Consider the following 22,923-nt stretch of genomic DNA (forward strand, 5'->3'; position numbering starts at 1 on the left):
ATCTACAAAATGGATGCTTCTATTTGCAGGCATCCATTTTTTTGCCTGTAAATAAAAACTAAAACTTTAATTTTCACATTTTAATCGTCACAATTTTTTGCTTCACTATAAATAAACATTGGGCCTAAATCATAAGTCTGATCATTCCTTTTCGCTTGTGGAATAAATGCACTTGAAATTGAGCCATCTAAATATAAAGCTTGATCTGTTTTAAGCTGCGACTTAAAAATATCAGCAAAATTATAAAAATTAATTTTTCCACGACTTATCACGAAATACAGTTGATTATTTTTAATTCCCACCCCATTGCGAACTTTTAACGAATCTGAGTTTTTAACGAAAATTGAATTGATCTCACCATTGATCAATAACATTGGGCCAGATTGTGTAGCATAGCGAGCTTTAAAATTAGATTTAAGATATTGCTCTGTGGTTTTAATCACAGCTTGTTTATTGTTCCAAGCAACCACACCATTGGGTTGCATAAAAAAATTACCAAATTTGTTTTTTTGTTGGTTTAATTCTATTTGTTGTTTACCTTGTTCAATGTACAAGCCTACTGGTGCAAAATTAGGGTGATACATTCCTGCATTCATGGCAAAACTGATCTGGCATTTTTTACGCTCTTTTTGCACAGCTGCGAACTTTTTATAGATTTGCCCTTGTTGGTTTTTTAAAAATAGTTGTAGCTGATCTAGATCATCGATACGAACAGCATCTGCGATCACCTTCTTGTTTTTGATTATTTTGATATAGTCAGTATTGGCATTGACTTGAAAGGAAAGTGCACTCAATCCCATCATGCTTATCAGCGCATATACCCCAGTTTTCAAATTCATAACATCCCCATTCAAAGTGTTATATTTTATCGTGTGATCTATTGAATAATGAAGGCTAATTAGCACTTTTAATGCATTTTTTTACTTAATTATCACTTTAAGGGCTATCAAATTCATTTTGCATGGTTATAATCAAACTATCCTTTCAATTAAATACATGTGTACACTTTATTTGAACTGAGTGGAATATGCAGACAAAACAAATAGCTAAATACCCTTTAGGTGCGCATTTAATCGTCAAACATTTTGGCTATAGCCATCATGGAATCTATGCTGGAAAAGGTCGTGTTATACATTATTCTGGGCTGGCACATTTTGTAAAAAAACGCCCAATCGAAATCACTTCACTTGAAAAATTTTCACATGGTAAAGTGATCCGTGTCCGTTACTATGATCAACCTAAGTTTTCTGGTCGTCATGTAGTTCGACGTATGCGTACACGCATGAACGAAAACAGCTATCATTTGATTATCAATAATTGTGAACATCTGTGTAGTTGGGCAATTACAGGGGTTGAAAGTAGCCCTCAAGTGGTAAAAATGATGAACCGTTTAACCACGATTGGCTATATCAGTTCAATCATGACCTATATGAATGGCTTATTTTTAACAGTTGCAACCACCTGTTTTGCTTTGGTTTTATATATAAAAATGAAACTCAGGGCTCAGTCAAAATTAAAACTTCCAACCTATTTATCACTTAAAGAACAACAGCCTAAAAAGTAAAATACTCAACTAGGTTGTTCACATGACGTTAAGCAAAGCCCTGATTTTAAATCACCATTAAAATGGTGGAAATTTGTCTTCAACCAATTTGAGTTCTAATCCGTGTTCCAAATAAGCTTTTAAACCATCCAGCACTGTGGTGAATCCCCCAGTTGCATCGATAATAAATTGAATCAGTTCAGAGCCTTGCAACGAAATATCGTAATTTCTAATTTTTAAATAGGTGTGCTCGGGGCTGATTTCTTCAAATATAAAATCTACCGATGTTTTGGGTTCACCCCAAGTAATTTGAATCAATTTATTTTCAATAATGTTAAATACCATAACCTTTGAGCTGACTTGATACTTATCCCAACTCCATTGCACAATTTTGCCTTCTTTTAGGGGTCCTGTAGAACGACTAAACCAGAATTTTGAAGTAATTTCAGGGTCAATAAATGCATTAAAAACCGCAGAGACGGGTTTACGAATTAACATTTGAGTTTCAATGGTTGGATTCATTCTTATTACTCTTCTAAGCTTATATAGAACTATATGGATAACAAAGTGATACTGATAACATAAGTGCTATGTAATCAGTATCATGTTTTTGTTAACAAATTTAACGAATTAGTTTTGAATAAGTGATGATTCAACAATGCTCTGATAGCGCTCTGAAAATTGACCATTCCAATACGGGTAATATGGATATGCTGGATGAACCGCACTGACTTGATTTAAACGCTGTAATTGTGAATCCGTAAGCACTAGATCTTTTGCGATTAGATTATCTTGCAGTTGTTGTCGATTTCGAGCACCAATCAGTACAGTAGACACTGTAGCTCGTGTTAACAGCCATTTTAAAGCAATTTGTGGGACTGAATATCCCGTGTCTAATGCAATCTGTTTTAATGCGTCTATCACTTGATAGAGATATTCTTCGTTTACAGGTGGCGCAAATTGTGCTGTTTCATGTAAGCGACTATTTTCAGGCAAAGGATGATCACGATCAAACTTACCTGTCAAACGTCCCCATCCCAAAGGACTCCACACAACAGCACCTATATGCTGATCATGATTTAAAGGCATCAGTTCCCATTCATAATCCCGACCTATCAATGAATAATACACCTGATGTGCCACTATTTTTTCATAACCATAACGATCTGCAATCGACTGCGCCTTCATCAATTGCCAGCCTGAAAAATTAGATGCCCCGATATAACGAACTTTTCCACTTCGGACCAATTCATCTAAAGTTTTCATAAGCTGATCTAGCGAAGTAAAGCTATCAAACTGATGTAACTGTAAAACATCGATATAGTCTGTATTTAAGCGTTTTAACGATTGTTCTACTGCATGAATTAAATAATGACGACTCAATCCGACCTGATTCACTTGCTGATTGGTACGAAGCGCAACTTTAGTTGAAATAATCGCATTGTGCCGATAAGGCGCTAATGCAATTCCAAGCATTTTTTCAGATTCACCGTCTGAATACACATCGGCAGTATCAAAGAAATTAATTCCTGCATCTATACATGTGGTAATCATTTGGTTGGCTTCTTTTTGCCCTGCTTGTCCCCATGCAGAAAATAGAGGACCTTTTCCTCCAAAGGTTCCAGCACCAAATCCCAATTCAGATACTTTTAAACCAGAATTGCCTAAAAAATTATATTTCATGATCATTCACCTTGATTGAATAACGTGTCTCATCACAAAATAACAACTTGGTATTATTTTAAAAATCAGGATAATGAGGAATTACTTTTCCGATTTTATGGAAAATGAATACACAAGACTTTCAATTCTTCTTACGTGTCGCAGATTTAGGTTCAATAAGCCAAGCGGCAAAAGAAGCCAATATTGCAGTTTCAGTGGCAAGTCAACGAGTGCAAAGGCTTGAAAATCAGCTCAGTCTTAAACTTTTTTATCGCACGACAAGGAAACTGAGTCTGACCGAAGAAGCCAAAATATTGATTGAGCAAGGACGTCCACTACTCGATAGTTTCCAGACATTAACCGAAAATTTAAAGCTTCAAGATCAAAAACTTTCAGGAAGCATCAATATCACGGCTTCCGCAACCTTTGGAACACAGATACTGGTTCAGGTTATTGCTGAGTTTTTAAAACAACACCCTGAATTATTAATCAATTTAGATTTAAATGACCAAAATGTAGATCTTATTAGTCAAGGTATGGATCTTGCGATTCGCATTGGCAAACTACAAGATTCTTCTTTCATCGCAAAACCATTAGCTATCAATAAGCGCTTACTTTGTGCTGCACCTGAATATCTCGCTAAATTTGGTATCCCCAAACGTTTAGAGGATTTACAACAACATCGTTGTATCGTGCAGCGTCATCAACAAGGCATCAGCAATACATGGAACTTTGTGGATCATGCTAACCCAAATAGAAGATTAGATATTCAGCTAAATGGCTATTTTATTACCAACTCAGGCGAAGGGATTCGTCAGGCATCTTTGGCAGGGCTCGGCATATCCAATCACTCGCTTTGGCATGTCAAAAACGATTTAGATTCAGGAAAACTGGTTCATGTGCTTCCTGATTTTATGGTAGAACCCACTGCTATTTATGCTGTTATTCCAGATAAAAAATTAATCTCTGATAAAGTAAAAGTTTTTATTGAGTATTTACAGGATTACTTTAAAGAATTCTAATGATGATTTGGCTAACGTTATCCGTTATTCCAGATGACAAACATAATCTACAACTTCGCTGGATTGCAGACTAAAACGGCTATTTGCAGGAACAGTAAAAGACTCTCCAGAACTGTAGACTTCCATTTCTTCTTGATCTGCTATCCGAACCAAGCATTTTCCAGAGACAATCTCAATGCGCTCAGTCACATGCGTTTCAAAAGTTAAAGGTTTGTCTGTGGGTAAAATTACCCCCAATGTTTTCTTCGAACCATCTTTGCATTCGATAAGATAACTGATTGATCGCCCTTTATAATGAACATTAGGTTTAATATGGACCGTAACAAAATCAAATTGGGAAGACATATATTTGTCCTGATTATTATTTGTGCATTTACTATATCGCTTTTCTATAGTATTCCTCAATCAATTTTAAACAGCATAAAAAAAAACCTAGCCGAAGCTAGGTCTTAAATCATGATTTTATTCAGGGTTGAATAAAATTATTTACCCGGTTTAAAGCTATCTTTCAAATCTAAGACACGGTTAAACACAGGTTTATCTGCTGTATGATCATATTGATCCGCAACAAAATAACCCTCACGCTCAAACTGGAAACGATCTTCTGGTTGCGCTTGAGCCAAAGCAGGCTCGATCACCGCTTGAAGTACCGTTAAAGACTCTGGATTTAAATTTGCCAAGAAATCATCATCTGCATCTGGTGCAGCTTCGGTGAATAAACGATCGTAAACACGAACCTCAGCAGGAATTCCTTTCGACGCAGAAACCCAATGTACAACGCCTTTCACTTTACGACCTTCTGGGTTTTTACCTAAAGTTTCAGGATCAATTGAACATTTCAACTCGATCACTTCGCCATTGGCATCTTTAATCACTTCATCACACTTGATCACATAAGCATGGCGTAAACGTACTTCACCCTCAGGAACTAAACGTTTAAAACCTTTTGGTGGAACTTCTTCAAAGTCTTTACGATCAATAAAGATTTCAGAGGTTAAAGGAATAATACGATCGCCCATATCTACATTTGGATGACGTGCATGGCTTAAATCCAAATCTGCTGGCAAGTTGGTCAAAGTCACTTTCAATGGATTTAAAACAGCCATACCACGTGCTGCTGTATTTTCAAGAGATTGACGAATACAGAACTCAAGCATAGCCACATCAACGATACCATCTGTTTTAGACACGCCTACACGCTTACAGAACTCACGTAACCCTTCAGGGGTAAAACCACGACGACGCATGCCCACCACAGTTGGCATACGTGGATCATCCCAGCCATGAACATAGTTACCTTCTACCAATTTACGTAATTTACGTTTAGAGGTAATCGTATAATCTATATTTAAACGGCTAGATTCATACTGACGTGGAACTGAATGTGAATGTACTTTCTCAACCACCCAATCATAAAATGGGCGATGGTCTTGAAACTCTAAGGTACATAATGAATGGGTAATCCCTTCAATCGCATCTGACAATGGATGAGCATAATCATACATTGGGTACATTTTCCATTTATCACCAGTTTGGTGATGTTCTGAATGAAGTACACGATATAGAATTGGATCACGCATATGTACATTTGGTGAGGTCATATCAATTTTGGCACGTAATACTGCTTCACCCTCAGCCAATTCACCATTGTTCATTTTTTCAAAACGAGCAAGATTTTCTTCAATAGATGCATCACGATAAGGTGAGTTTTTACCTGGCTCGACAAAATTACCACGGTTAATTCTAATTTCTTCTGGGCTTTGTAGATCTACATAAGCATCGCCTTGTTTGATCAACTGAACTGCCCAAGTATGTAATTGGTCAAAATAGCTTGATGCATAGCGAGGTTCGCCATTCCACTCAAAACCTAACCATTTTACGTCATTGGCAATACCATCAACATATTCTTGTTCTTCAGCATCTGGGTTGGTGTCATCAAAACGCAAGTTACACAAACCATCGTATTCTTGAGCGATGCCAAAATTTAAGCAGATAGCCTTTACATGACCAATATGTAGATAACCATTTGGCTCAGGTGGAAAACGTGTAACAACTTTTTGTGTACGGCCCGCTGCCAAATCCTCTGTAATGACTTGGCGTACAAAATCTAAGCCCGCTTGTTGTTCTTGCTGCGCATTATCGACAGGGCTTGGACTATTTGTCGGGGTTTTCGGCAGTTCTGAAACAACATCATTTGGCTTCATAGTTGATAAATCACTTCTAAAAGTTAAAATTGAATATAGAAAATGTGATTTTATCCTTTTTTAACAAAAGAATTTCACATTTTTACTTGCTATGTAGTTTACAGTTTGCTTATGCTTCTCTCAACCAAAAACCCATGACATTTTTAGTCATGATTAGGAGATTATAGAATGAGTTTTCCTCAAGTCGAATTAAACACCAACAAAGGACGCATTGTTCTTGAACTTAACTCTGAAAAAGCACCAAAAACTGTTGCTAACTTTTTAGAATATGTTCGTGATGGTTTTTATGATGGCGTAATCTTCCATCGTGTTATTGATGGTTTCATGATCCAAGGCGGTGGCATGGATGAAAACTTCAAAGAAAAAACCACACGTGATTCAATTGAAAATGAAGCGGACAATGGTTTAAGCAATGACGAAGGTACGATTGCAATGGCACGTACTCAAGCGCCTCACTCTGCTTCTGCACAATTTTTTATCAATGTAAAAAACAACTCTTTCCTTAACCATACAGGTAAAACTGCTCAAGGTTGGGGTTATGCAGTATTTGGTAAAGTAACTGAAGGTTTAGACATCGTTGAAGCAATCAAAGGCGTTCGTACAGGTAACCGTGGTTATCATGCTGATGTTCCTTTAGAAAACATTGTGATTGAATCTGCAAAAATTATCTCTGAATAATTTATAAATCCTCCCGAAGCTGACTTTTAAATAAAGGGATACTGTCCCCTTTACAAAGCAATCTTGGGAGGAGTTATTAAATAGGAAAAATAAGTGACCTATCTGTTTATCGCCGATTTACATTTGTCACCAGAACACCCTCGACTGGTTCGAGGGTTTTTTGATTTATTAGAACACTATAAATATCAAAACACGCAACTGTTTATTCTCGGTGACTGGTTTAATGCTTGGATTGGAGATGATTATACTGCGCCTTGGTTAGATGAAATTATTGAGCATCTAAAACTATTTTCCTTGCAAGCTGGTAATCAAATTTATTTTCAAGTGGGTAATCGTGATTTTGCTTTAGGGCAGACATTTTTAAATCAGTTTAATGGTAAATTACTTCCTGAATTTTATACATTTGACATTGGTGATAAAAAATTTCGTCTTGAACATGGCGATGCTTTATGTACCGATGATATCTCTTATCAACGATTTAAAAAAATTATTCGTAATCCAATTGTATTAGGACTTTTAAAAAGCACCCCACTTGGTTTTAGACAAAAACTTGCCAATGGTTTTCGTAAAAAAAGCCGTGAGTCTCAACAAAATAAGTCCTATGAAATTATGGATGTTAACCAACAAGCAGTAGAAAAAGCAGTTAATAATGTCGATCTGCTGGTTCATGGTCATACCCATCGCCCTGAAATTCATGATGTAAATGGTAAAGCTAGAATTGTTTTAGGGGATTGGCGTGAAAAAACATCTGAAGCAATGATTTTAGAAGTGGATGAAAATGCGGATTGGAAATTTATTAGTTGGACAATTTCAGATAAAAATCACTTTACCCATTGATTAAAAATCATGATTTTTCACCTTTATTTACGTTTTGAAGATTCACATTTCGCCATTTTAGCATACAATATATCGAAAATTTACGATATATTAGGTCGCCTTATGGATGTATTAAATGTAGCAAAAACACGTTACACCACAAAAGCTTATGATTCTTCTAAAAAGATTCCTCAAGCACAATTTGCACGTTTACTTGAAATCCTGCGTTTAACCCCATCGTCAATCAATATCCAGCCTTGGCATTTTTTTATTGCTGACAATGATGCAGCCAAACAGCGTATTGCTAAAGCCTTAGTCGGTAAATATAGCTACAACGCACCAAAGGTTTTAGATTCATCACATACAATTTTATTCTGTACCAAAGCAGATATTACAGAACAGCACCTGAGTAATTTACTTCAGCAAGATGATCTCAGTGGCCGCTTTAAAAATGACAAGGCTAAGCAAGGTCAAAAAGACAGTCGTACAGGCTATGTCTCTTATTATCGTAATGAAAAAGGTGATATTCAGCGCTGGGCGGAAAATCAGACCTTTATTGCACTAGGGCAAATGCTATTAGCTGCAGGTATTGAAGGTATCGATGCAACACCAATCGGTGGTTTTGACGAAGATATTCTGACTGAAGAATTAGGCTTAACCGAAAAGAATTTGGTCCCGTCTGTGATTATGACACTCGGTTATCGTAGTGATACTGACTTTAATGCAAAATTGCCCAAGTCTCGTTTGACCCAAGAAGAAGTCTTTACTCGTCTATAACTTTTTAAAGTACTTGCTTCCACTTAATAAGTGCTGTGGGGCACATCACGTCCCTCAGCATTAAATCATAAGCATATTTTGTTAAGAGAAATCACTTTCATAGGCATCCATAAATTCATTGATTAATGCACTTGGATTGGCTCTTTTGGTCCACGAAATGGGTTCTTCATAATATTCAAGCTCATGAATAATGACTGGAAGATTTTTCCCAAATGTATCTTGAAGAATATTTTCAGAAAATAGTTGCTGAACCATTTTGATTATTTGTGTAATAAACAATTGAGCAAACTGCTCGCCTTTTTCTAAAAGTTCATTAAATAGTGCATCATCTTCTTGTTCAGCATATTCCATCTGTTTTTGAGAATAATAAAATGGCGTTTGCTCAAACCATTGTGCCAAAAGCGGATCATTTTCCCCACCAAAATCCCAAGATGGCTGTTGTAACCAATAGGCATAATTCCATTTCGCTTCAGCTTGACTTGAAGCTTCAGAAATTTGCGCTTGAAACTGTTGATTGGTATTAAAGTTAAGTTCAACTTTGGGAAAACAAGGTTCATCATCGTCACAATAGTAGTACAAGGCCAAGGCATACACATCGTGATAATTTTGTGCGATATATTGAATCGATTCAACTAACTTTGCATAACTCGTTTCATGCCAGTGCTTTTGCGTTGTTGATTCTATATTCATAACACACCTAATTATTTTTACCATCACTCTGGTGAATATGGACATTCACCAGAGTGCAAATACCAAAGTATTGCCTATACGATTAAATCGGATGCGAGCTTGCAATTTCCTGACTAATCATCACAGCTGTTGCAGCAGACAAGGTCCAGCCTAAATGCCCATGCCCTGTATTGTAAAATACCCGTTCACGTTTTCCACGTTTTACCACTGGCATCATATTCGGCATCATCGGACGTAAACCCGCCCATGGGATACAATGCTCGGTTGAAATATCGAAGTTCTTATTGACCCAATCTGTTAAAGGTTGGATACGATCTGAGCGGATATCTCGATTATAGCCATTAAATTCAGCAGTTCCAGCAATACGTAAACGATTAGCACCTAATCGTGACGTGACGATTTTCGCACTTTCATCGAGCAAGCTGACCCAAGGTGCGCCATTGATACTTTTTTCATCATCCAATTGTACGGTGATTGAATAGCCTTTTACAGGATAGACATTTACACGGTCGCCCAATTGATTGGCCAATTGGTAACTGCCAACACCACCACAAATCACCACGGCATCTGCACTGAGTTGTTCGACTGCTACTGAACCGCCTTCCATGTTTTCAACACTCGAATGATATTGAATATTTACCCCATTGGCAGTGTGTTCTACATTCACGACTTCCATACCAAATAAATATTTTACCCCATATTTTTCAGTCGCTTTAGCAAGTCCAGTGGTAAATTTATGGATATCACCAGTTGCATCACCTGGGCAATAAAAACCACCATAATATTCACCCGTCAAACTCGGTTCGATGGATTTAATTTCTTCATTGGTCACTGCATGGCGTTCTAAACCACCTTTACATAACAGCGCATTGACGTTTGTTGCCACTTTATAATCATATTCAGAATGGTAGAAATGTAAGATGCCACGTTTTTCTAAATCAAAATCAATGCCTTCTTGTTCAGCAATATTAAATAGCCTTTGACGCGCTAAAAGTGCCATTTTCACTGTATTTTGAGTATTTGCTTCATAGTGTTTGATATTGCCAAGGAATTCGACCAGCCATGCATATTTGTGCAAATCAAAAGATGGATTGAGCAATAATGGTGCATCTTTCTTCGCCATCCATTTAATGCCTTTTAACACAGTGGATTTTTGATTCCACACTTCAGCATTACACGCAGACAGCTGCCCACCATTGGCAAAAGATGTTTCCATTGCGGGAAATAAATGTTTATCAATAACAGTAACTTGATAACCTAATTGAGCAAGTTCATAGGCAGAGGTAACACCTGTAATACCAGAACCAATAACGACGACATGACACATACGCACACTCCGTTGAAATGCAATATTTTTTTATTACATTGTCAATGTATGCCCCATCTGTCATGTGTACCTGAGAGCTTCGATAAAAACCTAAACTATTTAGGCTTTACCATCCCCTTCGGTGAGTCATTTCTTTTTTGTTTTCAATAGAATGACTTCTCTCCAGAGGTTTTACAATGATTACAGTCCTTTTGCCTGAGAGTTTCCGGGGTCGTTGCTCCTTCGGCGAGTCCGCAAGAGACTTCTCTCCTGCAATCATCTTTCCTTGTATTAGCAATTAATATGCCATGAATTTGTTCAAATACAAGTAAAATATGTTCAATTATTCTCTAATTTTTAAATTAGAAATTAAGATCTTCAAATCGCTTAAGAAATAAATAGCTTAGCGATTAACTTGTTCAGCGAGTCTGGCTCTGTTGTAGCTTGATTGAAGTTAGCATCAAGCTTTGTCAATTCTTGAAAATTTGTCGAACATTTTGCAAAGTTACAACGAATGTTTTTCATTTTTTCCTATTTCTAATCGCGGTAAACAATGCTTTCATTATTATTTTCATATTTAATTATGCTTTAAAATAAGATTAATAGTTTTTATATGTTCCAAATCATCAGGATATAACACAACATTGCGCATACTATGATTTTGTCGATTTAATATCCCGATTTGTTCATCCTGATAAAATTCTTGACTCATCTTTAAACCATTCACGATACAATTTGCGATGTAATCTTGTTGCCCTTGAAATGACGAAATGTTATTTAATCTTTTTGATATTTGAATTTTAGCCTCTAAAGTCTGTTGAGGTTCAACACCCAACATCGTTAACAATAATAAGAAATGCTGATCATTCAATTGAAAACTCAAAAGTTCTTCTAGCGTAAAAAACCATGCTTCAAAGTGCCCACCCAGATTGCCTATATATAGATCATTGAGATAATAATTAATCTGCTCTTGGGTAAACTGGATATTTACCCGAATATCCGCACTAATGGAAAATTGGTAATTTCGAATGCTATTATTTTCACTGGGTAGAAATGATTGATACCACGCTGCCAATTCCTTGCTATACGGATTTAAACCAACCGCTTCCTGAATCGCCTCATCTAAATTCAACTCCTTTTCTTCATCAAAACCACGAAGTAAAAGCAGAAACCAATGCCAAAAATGCACATTGGAAAATGAAATTTCCTGTTCTGCGACTTGGTGATTTTGATTCATAGCGTTTTAACAATCATCTTAGTGATTCACTGAGTCATATCGGAACACATTCAAATCATCATATTCAATTTGCGGTGTGGTCCCAGAAATAATATCTGATAATAATTTTGCTGAACCACAAGACATGGTCCAACCTAAGGTCCCATGCCCTGTATTGGTATATAGATTTTGATACCTTGTTTTACCAACAATCGGGGTTCCATCTGGCGTAGCTGGTCTTAAACCCGTCCAGAAATGTGCATCTGATATGTCACTTGCATTTGGAAATAATTGTTGTAAAACCATAAGCAAAGTGTCTTCACGACTAGATTTTAAAGAGCGATCAAAACCATTAATTTCAGCCATACCCCCTACACGAATTCGATCATCAAAACGGGTTAAAGCAATTTTATAAGACTCATCTAAGATTGTAGAAACAGGTGATAGTGCAGGATCAACAATTTTGGTAGTAATTGAATAGCCTTTTAATGGGTATACAGGTGCATCTATCTCCAATTGTTTGAGCATTTCATGACTATAACTGCCCAATGCCATGACATAAGCATCTCCCTTGATTTTGCTACCATCTTTCAAGTGAATCGCGGTAATCCGTTCAGCATCTTTTTCGATTGATTCAATTACCGTATTAAATAAAAAATTGACCCCTTGTTTGGCTGCAAGTTCTGCCAACTCTGTTGTAAATTTTTGGCAATCGCCTGTCTGGTCATTGGGTAAACGCAAACCACCAACAAAATCAACTGTTGCATGGGCTAAAGCAGGTTCAGCCTTGATAACCCCAGCTTTATCCAACAACTCAAATGGTACGCCTTCATGTTTTAAAACTTCGGTATCTTTGCCTGCCACATCCAATTGATGTTGTTTACGAAACAGTTGTAATGTGCCTAGTTGACGCTCATCAAAATGAATCTTGGTCTCTGCACGTAACTCGTCCAAACAGTCACGGCTATATTCTGAAATTCGCACCATTCGCTCTTTATTGATTTGGTAACGATTGATATTACATTCAGCCAACATGCGCACCATCCACTGATACTGATGCATATCACCTGTTAGCTTAATCGCCAATGGTGAATGTGGTTGAAACATCCATTTAAACGCTTTTAGTGGAATGCCTGGTGCAGCCCAAGGTGATGCATAACCCGGAGAAATCTGCCCAGCATTGGCAAAACTGGTTTCTAAAGCCACATTGGGTTGCCGATCAATCACAGTGACTTCATGACCTGCTTGTTTTAGATAGTAGGCGGATGTTGTACCAATAACACCTGCCCCCATGATGATGATATGCATACTGAACCGAACCTTATACGAATTAATCGTCTTATAATAAAAATGATGTAGTTAGAGAAATAATTTATATGACTATTTTAATTTAGCACTTAGAACAGATTTAGCAATACCGATTTGATGTTGAAATGTCAGCTTTAATTCAACTTTAAATAGATAAATCATTCACAATATCACATGATTTTCAAACTATCAGCTAGCTATAGCCGACTTGTCAAAAAACTCAGACACAAGAATACAATTTCTCCTAATTAATATTTTAGTTAAATAATTGCATAGAAAAATAAATTGTTCCGTTATAAAAAAGCTTGCAATGCCACACTTTACATTCAAAGTTTAAATACCTTTGCGTAGGCGATGCCTCACTTTTCAGAGATGAAAATGACAAAAATCTTTTGTTTAACAGGGCTCTTGCGCTGCAAACAAAGCAGTGCTTTATTTTTGCTCATATACCCTCACCCAACGGCGACATCCCTGTCGCCACACGATAGAACAACCATCTATGATTCAAAAGTACACCAAACGAATTGATAACCAACAGTTTCTAAAAGTTCATATAAAAATTATTTTTTTACGATCAATAACTTGATGCATAGCTCTTGTATGAATAATTAGGTAGTTTGACTATATAAGGGCCTTAAATTTAAGAAAAATATTTTTTATTTATGTTTGATACTATTCCCTCTCTTAAAAAAGAGGAGGAATAGCTTTATTGAGAAACTCTAAATTGTAAAGATTTTATTTATGCGTATGGATAGACATAACAATACCAAAACTCGCTAACAATGCAATTACGGCTGATCCACCATAACTCATCAGCGGTAATGGATCACCAGTCACTGGTAAAATCCCGCTGACCATACCAGAGTTTACAAATACATAGAAAAACAAGGATAAACCAATTGTACCTGCTAATAAACGACCATAGTTATGGAAGCTGCTTAAGCTAATCATCATACATCTAAAAATCATTGCGGTATAAAGTGCAAATAAGAAGAACACCCCAATAAAGCCAAATTCTTCTGCATAGGTCGACATAATAAAATCAGTATGATGTTCAGGTAAATAACCCAGCTGAGACTGTGTTCCTTCTAAGAATCCACGCCCTGTCATTCCGCCTGAACCAATCGCAATTTTAGATTGGATAATGTTCCATCCTGCCCCAAGTGCATCTGACTCAGGATCAAATAAGGTCATAATCCTTTTCTTTTGATAAGCTTGTAATACAAAAGTCCAAATTAAAGGGAAAGCCAGTGCCAATGCCGCTAAGGTCCCAATAATTAGAGTCCACGACATACCACTTAAAAACAAGGCAAACACACCACCAATCACGATACCAATCGCCAAATCTGGCTGTAACAACGCCAATACGAAAGGCACCATCATGATGATCAAGGCAATTACAATGTGTTTAAACTTAGGCGGCAACGGGTTACGTGCAAAATACCATGCCATCATCAATGGCATGGCGAACTTCATAAATTCGCTGGGTTGCATACTGCCAATCCCTGGAATAGTCAGCCAGCGCTTTGCGCCTAATCGAACATCACCAACCAATAAAACCAGAATCAACAACAAAATTGCAAACAAATAAAACCAAGGACTAATCGCTTGATATACTTTTGGTGGAATTTGTGCACAAATAAAAAGCAGAACAAAACCAACACCGAAACTCACGGCTTGTCGAATGACCATAGACATATCTTCAGAAGATGCGCTATAGACCATCAATAAACCCAAAATCGCATTGATAATTAAAAAGCCCAATAACCAAGGATCAAGGTGTAGTTTGTCCCACCTTGAAACTTTTTGATTAATACTTAAACCATCTCTGACTGATTGACGTAAAAACTTATACTGTGGCGATGGTGTCATGAATACAAATCTTAAACCTAGTTTAATCTGGTCAAATTATAGAGATAAATAGCGGTTGAGAAAATCAATCAATGCATAATTATTTTTATTTTCGTTGTTTATTGCTGCGATTGCAAAATTAACTTGGCCAACTCCAAATCATCTGGATAAGTAATTTTAATATTATCAGAACGCCCCATGACCACTTTGACAGGTTCATTGATATATTCCAATGCACTCGCCTCGTCTGTAATGACAATATTATTCGCTAAAGCTGTTTCGATTGCTGTTTTAAGCTTTGAAAAGGTAGAAATTTGTGGTGTCTGTGCTTGCCACAATTGATCCCGACTGACTGTTTTATTGATATCTTGCTGATTTTCAACACACTTCAAAGTATCTCTTACAGGAATTGCAAGAATTGCACTGCTGTTCAGGTTTATTGCGGTATCGACTAAGTTTTCAAGACATTGTTGTGTCACACAAGGACGCGCAGCATCATGTACAAAAACCAAATCATCGGCTTGTGCAAATTGTTCTAAATAGCGCAACGCATTTAAAACCGAATCAACACGTTCTGCACCGCCTAAACAAAAATGGCTCAAATGTTTATTTTTTAATGGCAATGTTTGCGCATAATGGTCTTGTTCACCAACAGCGAGTACATAACCCGCAAGCGGTAAATCGTTTAGACGCGCTATGGTATGCGCTAACACTGTTTGATTTTGGATGACTTGGTATTGTTTAAGTTCAGTTTTTGAAAAACGATGACCTGAGCCAGCCGCAGGAACAATTGCCCAAATTTTACGGTTGTTCTGGTACAGGTTCGTTGTCATCTTCATTGGTTCTTAAATCTACACTTGGATCGGTATAAATAGGTTTGTAATGGGTACTAATGGTACTCATCTGTACAAAAGTTTCATGTGGCTTGACTAGACCGAGGTCTAAACGTGCATGTTCTTCTATGGCTTCAGCACCATTTTTTAAATCATACACTTCGGCAGCAAGAATTCGGTTGCGTTCTTTTAACTCAGCATTGACTGCAGCTTGCTGTTCAATTTGCTCTAGTAAAGCTTGATGCGGGAAATGACCACCCTCACCGAACCAAAAGCGATATTGTAATACCACAACGATTAAAATCGCGAGTACTGCAATCACTTTACTTGAAGTTGTTTTAAAGACTTCTAACATGGATTTGCGTCTTGAGTAACAGCATTAAATTAAGATGCTAATATACATCAAATATTTTGTATGAAGAACACTAAACTATGCGAAAACTGCAAAACTAGAACAAAATAACTTTTCTTTCTTTATAAAAAATAAGTGGGTGATCAATAATCTACTTTGTAATTAAAAAACTAAAAATTATCTTTATGCTAAAAACTCACATATCGCGATATTATTTATTATAAATTTTCTTTTTCAATAAACTAAGTTAATTAAATTCTTACCTTAAATTTTATTATCAATCAATCACATAATATTAAATTTCTCTTAAAACATACTATTCATGATTATTTTTTAGCGTATAAAAAAGCCATCCCCTATATCAAATAAAAGAATGGCTTTTTTTTAATTTAAATCAATAAAAGATATTAATTTAAACCTTTAAACTCAGCTTTACCGCGATAAGCAGCATGAGTCAATTCTTCAATACGAAGCAATTGGTTATATTTTGCAACACGGTCAGAACGGCAAAGCGAACCAGTCTTGATTTGACCTGCTGCTGTACCCACTGCAAGATCCGCAATTGTAGAATCTTCAGTTTCACCTGAACGGTGTGAAATCACAGTGCTATAACCATTCGCTTTAGCAAGATAGATTGCATCTAAAGTTTCAGACAAAGTACCGATTTGGTTGTATTTGATTAAGATAGAGTTACCTACTTTCTCATCAATACCACGTTGTAAAATCTTAGGGTTTGTAACGAACAAATCGTCACCGACCAATTGGATTTTATCACCAAGGATAGAAGTTAAATAGCTCCAACCTTCCCAATCAGACTCATCTAAACCATCTTCAATTGAGATAATTGGATATTGTTTAACAAGGCCAGCAAGATAGTCAGCAAATTGGTTGCTTGTGAATGCTTTGTTTCCTTCACCAGCGAGAATATATTGACCGTTTTTGTAGAATTCTGAAGATGCACAATCAAGCGCAAGCATAATATCAGAACCTGCTTTATAACCAGTTGTTTCAATTGCAGAAAGAATAACAGTAATTGCTTCTTCATTTGAACGTAAGTTAGGTGCAAAACCACCTTCATCACCAACTGCAGTATTTAAACCTTGTTTTTTCAATACAGATTTCAAAGCATGGAAAATTTCAGCACCAGCACGTAAAGATTCAGCAAAAGATGTGAAACCTACAGGCTCAATCATGAATTCTTGAATATCAACAGTGTTATCCGCATGTGCGCCACCGTTCAAGATGTTCATCATTGGAACAGGCATAGACAAAGTTGTTTGACCACGAAGATCTGCAATGTATTGGAACAATTCAGTTTTCTTCTCAACAGCAGCCGCACGTGCAGCCGCCAAAGATACAGCCAATGTTGCGTTTGCACCTAATTTTTCTTTGTTTTCAGTGCCATCAAGCGCAATCATTTTGTCATCAAGCGCTTTTTGTTCAAATACGTTTTGACCTTTTAATAAGTCTTTGATTTGACCATTTACGTTTTGAACAGCAGTGCGAACACCTTTACCTAAGTAACGTGATTGATCACCGTCACGAAGTTCTAAAGCTTCACGAGAACCAGTTGAAGCACCAGATGGTGCACATGCACGGCCAACAACGCCAGAGTCTAGGATTACGTCTGCTTCGATGGTTGGGTTACCACGAGAGTCCAAAATTTCACGTGCACGAATGTCAACGATTTGGCTCATGAATAATTCCTCAGTTGATTAAAAATAAGATGCTTTATAAGCGCATCAATGTGTATCTAACTTTTTGAAACCTTTAACTAAGGTATCCAATTCTTTTAACTGCGCTAAAAACGGCTCAAGCTGCGACATACGTAATGCACAAGGACCATCACATTTTGCATTTTCAGGGTCTGGATGACTTTCTAAAAATAAACCTGCAAGCCCTGTTGCCATACCCGCACGTGCTAAGGTGGTGATTTGAGCACGACGACCACCTGCTGAATCAGCACGACCGCCTGGTGTTTGCAATGCATGTGTGACATCAAAAAATACTGGCACATTCATTTCTTTCATGATGTCGAAACCCAGCATATCAACAACTAAGTTGTTATAGCCAAATGACGTACCACGTTCACACAAAATGAGCTTGTTATTACCCGCTTCTAAACATTTGTTTAGAATATGGCTCATTTCACGAGGAGAAAGGAATTGTGCTTTTTTGATGTTGATAATGGCTTGAGTTTTCGCCATTGCTTCAACCAAATCAGTCTGACGACTGAGAAATGCGGGAAGCTGGATAATATCAGCAACTTCAGCGACAGCTGCAGCTTGGTGAGGTTCATGAACATCGGTAATAATCGGAACATTAAAATGCTTTTTAATGTCGCCTAACCATTCGATGCCTTTTTCCAAACCGGGGCCACGGAACGAATGTAAGCTTGAACGATTGGCTTTATCAAAACTAGCTTTAAATACATACGGTATTTCTAAACGAGTACAGATATCGACATACGTTTCTGCAATTTCAAAAGCCAAGTCTTTCGACTCAAGTACGTTCATGCCGCCGAATAATACAAATGGCAAGTGATTTGCCATTTGTATATCGCCTAAACGTACAATTTCTTGTGGTTTTAATTGTGACATTTAAACTTCCTAGTTTAAGTTCTTACATACTTACTTGCTGTTTTGGTGCTGCTTTTTAGCGGCATCGATAAAACTAGCAAATAATGGATGTCCATCACGTGGTGAACTTGTAAATTCCGGGTGGAATTGTACAGCAATAAACCAAGGATGTTCAGGAATTTCTACTGTTTCAACAAGATGTTGCGCTGTAGAATAACCAGAAATTTTCATACCTGCCTGTTCAATTGCAGGAATAAAGCGATCATTCATTTCATAACGATGACGATGACGTTCAGTAATTTCCGCTTTGCCGTAAACTTCACGTGTTTTAGTGCCTTCAACCAATTCTGATTTTTGTGCACCTAAACGCATTGTGCCACCAAGGTTTGACTCAGTACTACGATGCTGAATTTCACCACGCTCATCTAACCATTCAGTAATTAAACCAATCAATGGGAATTTTGTTGAACGATTAAACTCCGTAGAAGTCGCTTCTGGCATAGCAGCAACATGACGAGCAAATTCAATCACGGCCAATTGCATACCTAAACAAATACCCAAGAAAGGTACTTTGTTTTCACGGGCATATTGAATCGCCTGCATTTTGCCTTCAGTACCACGTTCACCAAAACCGCCAGGAACCAAAATTGCATCGATACCTTTTAATACTTCAGCAGGATTTTGGCTTTCAAGCTCTTCAGCATTGATATAGTCAATTTGAACTTTGACACGATTTTGAATACCCGCATGTAAAAGTGCTTCATTGACAGACTTATATGCATCTGGCAATTCAACATATTTACCCACCATCGCTACACGAACTGTGTACTCTGGATTCAATAATGCTTCAACCACATGATCCCAATCAGAAAGATCGGCTTCAGGCAAGCTGTCATAACCAAAACGTTCACAGATTAAATCATCAACGTTTTGTTCATAGAATGTACGTGGAATTTGATAAATTGAACGTGCATCTTTACACACCACAACAGCACGCGCTTCAACGTTTGTAAAGAGTGCAATTTTACGGGTGGTATCTGCGTCAACATCATGTTCAGTACGACAAATCAGAATGTCTGGTTGAATACCAATCGACAATAATTCTTTAACAGAATGTTGAGTTGGTTTGGTTTTAAGTTCAGCAGCAGACTTGATATAAGGTAATAAAGTCAAATGCATCAACATGGTACGTTTATGACCAAGCTCAACCATCAACTGACGTACAGATTCCATGAATGGGAGAGATTCAATGTCACCTACTGTGCCACCGATTTCCACAATGGCAACGTCATAACCTTCGCCTGCGCGAAGAACACGTTCTTTAATATTATCCGTAATATGTGGAATAACTTGTACTGTACCGCCGAGATAATCACCACGACGTTCTTTATTTAAAACGTCTTGATAAACACGACCTGAAGTAAAGTTATTCAATTTGGTCATTTTGGCACGACGTAAGAAACGCTCGTAATAACCCAAATCTAAGTCAGTTTCAGCACCATCTTCTGTGACAAATACTTCACCGTGCTGGAATGGGCTCATAGTCCCAGGATCGACATTAATGTATGGATCCATTTTGACCATGGTTACTTTTAAACCACGGGCTTCTAAAAGTGCAGCAACTGAAGCAGCTGAAATACCTTTACCTAGTGATGATACAACACCACCAGTTACGAATATAAAATGGGTCATTAAGTTTCTCGTACAATGGAGCCTAAATTGGCCTACAATGTTGTGCGATTTTACTTTACCTTGTACCAAGAAAGCAAAGTCAATTCACATCAATTCATAGAACAATAAACAATTGGCTATTCTATCAGCATTTCCAATAAAAAATTAGCACTTGATAAGGTGATTTTTAAATATCATTTTGCTGTTATACTAAGTAACATCTCTTTAATACGTTTTGTTTTGAGTCATTATGAATAAGAAATTTTTAATTTGTGGTGCAATTGCGACAGCGCTTTTGGTATCTGCTTGTGTAAAAAAAGAAGAGCCTAAAGAAGCTGAGCCAGAGAAAGTTGAAACTGCTCAACCTGCGACTTCTGAACCGACACAGTTTGAAAGCTTACCAAGCGTTGAACAGAATAATGCACAACAAGTCGAAATTCCGGCACATGTAGAAGTTGAACGCACAGAAACAGCAAATACAAGCACAGAAATTCGCCGTGAACCAACGCATGAAGCCCATGCAACTATGCCAAGTGCACAAGCAGAAAATAAACCTGCTGCGACTGAAGCGAAGCCTGCAAAAGCAGAGTCAGTAAAAACTGAAACTGCACAAACCAAAACACCAGCACCAAAAGCAAGCTCTGGTTCAGCACAATCTGAAGATGATGCTGTTGCCGCTGCCATCGCTGCGGCTACACCAGCTTTGAAAAACTAAGATTTTGCATTGCTAAAAAAAGGGAAATGATGATTTCCCTTTTTTTATAACTCTGTATAAGTATTCAGTTGCATATGCCATATGAAACTTAATTTCTTATGATAAGTCATGAATGAGTTTAATTGTACCTGTAGCTTTTAAAAACTAAGCCGCATGCAGCTTTGGCTGAACCATATTATGAACAGCAAGTACATCTGCTAAAATTTCATCTGAAAGTAATCCCTCAGCTTTGATCAAAGCCAAAACACTCTGCCCAGATTCATTTGCCATCTTTGCAATTCTTGTAGTGGTTTCATAACCTAAATATGGGTTTAACACCGTAATGATACCAATTGAGTTATCCACTAAATGCTGACAATGCGCCGCATTGGCACGAATATTTTGAATGCATTTTTCATTCAGCATTTGCATCGCTTTGCCTAATAACTCAATTGATTCAAATAGTTTAAGTGCAATTAATGGTTCAAACGCATTTAATTGTAGTTGACCACCTTCTGCAGCCAAAGTAATTGCTAAATCATTTGCAATAATTTGATAGCACGCCAAATTCATCGCTTCAGGAATCACTGGATTTACTTTTCCTGGCATGATTGAACTACCAGGCTGACGTGGTTCCAATTGTATCTCACCTATACCTGTACGCGGTCCACTCGATAACAAACGTAAATCATTAGAGATTTTAGACAACTTGGTTGCAGTACGTTTGAGTAAACTTGATAAAAGTACAAAGTCACCCATATCTGTAGTCGCTTCAATCAAATCAGGCGAGCTTGAAATGTTTTTACCGGTGATTTCTGATAAAGCTCGAATGGCATTTAAGCGATACTCAACCTCGGTATTAATTCCGGTACCGATTGCTGTCCCACCTAAATTAATCACACTGAGTGAATCAGGCATAATATGATTTAACTTTTGCAAATCATTTTGTAAGGTATGCGCAAAAGCACTAAATTCTTGCCCTAATGTCATCGGTACCGCATCTTGTAACTGAGTACGTCCCATTTTCAAGATATCAGAGAACTCTTCAGCTTTGCGACCTAGGCTTTCAATTAGTTTTTTAAACGGAATATTGAGATGATCCAATGCAAATAATAGACCTATTTTTATTGCACTTGGATATACATCATTGGTCGATTGAGACATATTTACATCGTTATTGGGATGTAAATATTGATATTCGCCTTTTGCATGACCAAGAAACTCTAATCCAATGTTTGCAATAACTTCATTTGCATTCATATTTGTAGAAGTTCCTGCCCCACCCTGAATCATATCAATAGGGAATTGATTATGGTATGAACCATTTATTAATTGCTGACATGAATGTTGAATCGCTTTATATTTATTTTCTTCAATTTTATTTAATTTAAAATTAGCCTCTACACAAGCAGACTTCACCATAGCAAGCGCTTGAATAAAAATAGGAAAATGACTTAATTTATGCGCACTTAGGTTAAAGTTCTCAACCGCTCTTAATGTTTGTACACCGTAATAGCAATGAAATGGGACTTCTTTCATTCCCAATAAATCTTTCTCAGTTCTCGTTTTAATTTCAATGTTCATTTGCAATGTAACTCTACGAAGATAATCAATTCATCTTAGGTGAAACAATCTAAACTTGACCAATGTAAAAAAATATATCTGTATGCATTTTTTGCATATCACTTGTTATACTTTGCTTGAGTTAAATATTTATTGGT

At 37.1% G+C, this 22,923-nt stretch carries 22 protein-coding genes and 1 riboswitch; of the genes, 6 read left to right on the top strand and 16 right to left on the bottom strand.

The window, feature by feature from the left end:
* Window positions 1-80 precede the first annotated feature (80 nt).
* Window positions 81-839 (bottom strand): phosphodiester glycosidase family protein, encoded by a 759-nt coding sequence (locus M2R48_RS11155; protein ID WP_262086156.1) that lies wholly within the window; start codon window positions 837-839, stop codon window positions 81-83.
* Window positions 840-1,027: 188 nt separating this feature from the next.
* On the opposite strand from M2R48_RS11155, the gene M2R48_RS11160 reads away from it, so the two are divergent.
* Window positions 1,028-1,564, top strand: coding sequence for a lecithin retinol acyltransferase family protein (locus M2R48_RS11160; RefSeq protein WP_004821822.1), 537 nt, complete (start codon window positions 1,028-1,030; stop codon window positions 1,562-1,564).
* A 57-nt stretch (window positions 1,565-1,621) separates the two neighbouring features.
* On the opposite strand, the gene M2R48_RS11165 is transcribed toward M2R48_RS11160, so the two are convergent.
* Together M2R48_RS11165 and M2R48_RS11170 are read right to left on the bottom strand one after the other, a co-directional pair.
* Entirely contained in the window at window positions 1,622-2,065 is a 444-nt protein-coding gene (locus M2R48_RS11165; RefSeq protein ID WP_056511483.1) for an SRPBCC domain-containing protein, read from the bottom strand.
* A gap of 108 nt (window positions 2,066-2,173) precedes the next feature.
* The gene (locus M2R48_RS11170) at window positions 2,174-3,226 is read right to left on the bottom strand and encodes an aldo/keto reductase (protein WP_056511486.1); all 1,053 of its coding nucleotides are present in this window, start codon (window positions 3,224-3,226) and stop codon (window positions 2,174-2,176) included.
* A gap of 104 nt (window positions 3,227-3,330) precedes the next feature.
* Between M2R48_RS11170 and M2R48_RS11175 the strand changes: the two genes are divergently transcribed.
* Window positions 3,331-4,227 (top strand): LysR family transcriptional regulator, encoded by an 897-nt coding sequence (locus M2R48_RS11175; RefSeq protein ID WP_262086157.1) that lies wholly within the window; start codon window positions 3,331-3,333, stop codon window positions 4,225-4,227.
* A gap of 24 nt (window positions 4,228-4,251) precedes the next feature.
* Here the strand turns inward: M2R48_RS11175 and M2R48_RS11180 are convergent, their stop codons facing one another.
* Both M2R48_RS11180 and M2R48_RS11185 read right to left on the bottom strand, forming a co-directional pair.
* The gene (locus tag M2R48_RS11180) at window positions 4,252-4,572 is read right to left on the bottom strand and encodes a pyrimidine/purine nucleoside phosphorylase (protein WP_262086158.1); all 321 of its coding nucleotides are present in this window, start codon (window positions 4,570-4,572) and stop codon (window positions 4,252-4,254) included.
* Between the two features lie 137 nt (window positions 4,573-4,709).
* Window positions 4,710-6,431: a glutamine--tRNA ligase/YqeY domain fusion protein gene (locus M2R48_RS11185; protein WP_262086159.1), complete on the bottom strand. Its 1,722-nt coding sequence runs from the start codon at window positions 6,429-6,431 to the stop codon at window positions 4,710-4,712.
* Between the two features lie 168 nt (window positions 6,432-6,599).
* Between M2R48_RS11185 and M2R48_RS11190 the strand changes: the two genes are divergently transcribed.
* The 3 genes from M2R48_RS11190 (at window position 6,600) to nfsB (ending at window position 8,702) form a co-directional block, all read left to right on the top strand.
* Complete coding sequence (locus M2R48_RS11190) at window positions 6,600-7,109, top strand: peptidylprolyl isomerase (protein ID WP_004821835.1); 510 nt, start codon at window positions 6,600-6,602, stop codon at window positions 7,107-7,109.
* 93 nt (window positions 7,110-7,202) lie between these two features.
* Entirely contained in the window at window positions 7,203-7,946 is a 744-nt protein-coding gene (locus M2R48_RS11195) for a UDP-2,3-diacylglucosamine diphosphatase (RefSeq protein ID WP_262086160.1), read from the top strand.
* Between the two features lie 102 nt (window positions 7,947-8,048).
* On the top strand, window positions 8,049-8,702 hold the full coding sequence (gene nfsB / locus M2R48_RS11200; protein ID WP_262086161.1) for an oxygen-insensitive NAD(P)H nitroreductase: 654 nt from the start codon (window positions 8,049-8,051) through the stop codon (window positions 8,700-8,702).
* A gap of 81 nt (window positions 8,703-8,783) precedes the next feature.
* Here the strand turns inward: nfsB and M2R48_RS11205 are convergent, their stop codons facing one another.
* From M2R48_RS11205 to M2R48_RS11250, 10 genes are all read right to left on the bottom strand, one after another.
* Entirely contained in the window at window positions 8,784-9,392 is a 609-nt protein-coding gene (locus M2R48_RS11205) for a DUF4303 domain-containing protein (protein WP_262086162.1), read from the bottom strand.
* Window positions 9,393-9,474: 82 nt separating this feature from the next.
* Window positions 9,475-10,719, bottom strand: a complete 1,245-nt coding sequence (locus tag M2R48_RS11210) for a D-amino acid dehydrogenase (protein WP_262086163.1) — start codon at window positions 10,717-10,719, stop codon at window positions 9,475-9,477.
* Window positions 10,720-10,892: 173 nt separating this feature from the next.
* A riboswitch (glycine riboswitch) is annotated at window positions 10,893-10,981 on the bottom strand.
* A gap of 294 nt (window positions 10,982-11,275) precedes the next feature.
* Window positions 11,276-11,935 (bottom strand): Imm19 family immunity protein, encoded by a 660-nt coding sequence (locus M2R48_RS11215; protein WP_262086165.1) that lies wholly within the window; start codon window positions 11,933-11,935, stop codon window positions 11,276-11,278.
* A gap of 18 nt (window positions 11,936-11,953) precedes the next feature.
* Entirely contained in the window at window positions 11,954-13,222 is a 1,269-nt protein-coding gene (locus M2R48_RS11220) for a D-amino acid dehydrogenase (RefSeq protein WP_004719943.1), read from the bottom strand.
* A 735-nt stretch (window positions 13,223-13,957) separates the two neighbouring features.
* Complete coding sequence (rodA, locus tag M2R48_RS11225) at window positions 13,958-15,094, bottom strand: rod shape-determining protein RodA (RefSeq protein WP_262086166.1); 1,137 nt, start codon at window positions 15,092-15,094, stop codon at window positions 13,958-13,960.
* A 98-nt stretch (window positions 15,095-15,192) separates the two neighbouring features.
* Window positions 15,193-15,912 (bottom strand): 2-C-methyl-D-erythritol 4-phosphate cytidylyltransferase, encoded by a 720-nt coding sequence (gene ispD / locus M2R48_RS11230; protein WP_262086167.1) that lies wholly within the window; start codon window positions 15,910-15,912, stop codon window positions 15,193-15,195.
* Entirely contained in the window at window positions 15,875-16,261 is a 387-nt protein-coding gene (ftsB, locus tag M2R48_RS11235; RefSeq protein ID WP_262086168.1) for a cell division protein FtsB, read from the bottom strand. Before ftsB ends, ispD begins: the two co-directional genes overlap by 38 nt.
* Window positions 16,262-16,665: 404 nt before the next feature.
* Window positions 16,666-17,955 carry a phosphopyruvate hydratase gene (gene eno, locus M2R48_RS11240; protein ID WP_004719930.1) on the bottom strand — a complete coding sequence of 430 codons (1,290 nt, stop codon included), beginning with the start codon at window positions 17,953-17,955 and terminating at the stop codon, window positions 16,666-16,668.
* Window positions 17,956-18,000: 45 nt separating this feature from the next.
* Complete coding sequence (gene kdsA / locus M2R48_RS11245) at window positions 18,001-18,858, bottom strand: 3-deoxy-8-phosphooctulonate synthase (RefSeq protein WP_004719923.1); 858 nt, start codon at window positions 18,856-18,858, stop codon at window positions 18,001-18,003.
* A 30-nt stretch (window positions 18,859-18,888) separates the two neighbouring features.
* Window positions 18,889-20,529, bottom strand: coding sequence for a CTP synthase (locus M2R48_RS11250; protein WP_004719920.1), 1,641 nt, complete (start codon window positions 20,527-20,529; stop codon window positions 18,889-18,891).
* A gap of 229 nt (window positions 20,530-20,758) precedes the next feature.
* On the opposite strand from M2R48_RS11250, the gene M2R48_RS11255 reads away from it, so the two are divergent.
* On the top strand, window positions 20,759-21,223 hold the full coding sequence (locus tag M2R48_RS11255; RefSeq protein ID WP_105712515.1) for an internalin: 465 nt from the start codon (window positions 20,759-20,761) through the stop codon (window positions 21,221-21,223).
* Window positions 21,224-21,367: 144 nt separating this feature from the next.
* On the opposite strand, the gene M2R48_RS11260 is transcribed toward M2R48_RS11255, so the two are convergent.
* Window positions 21,368-22,786, bottom strand: a complete 1,419-nt coding sequence (locus M2R48_RS11260; protein WP_262086169.1) for an aspartate ammonia-lyase — start codon at window positions 22,784-22,786, stop codon at window positions 21,368-21,370.
* Window positions 22,787-22,923 lie beyond the last annotated feature (137 nt).

Origin of the sequence: Acinetobacter sp. I-MWF (assembly GCF_025433935.1) — a bacterium.
Classification (GTDB): domain Bacteria; phylum Pseudomonadota; class Gammaproteobacteria; order Pseudomonadales; family Moraxellaceae; genus Acinetobacter; species Acinetobacter guillouiae.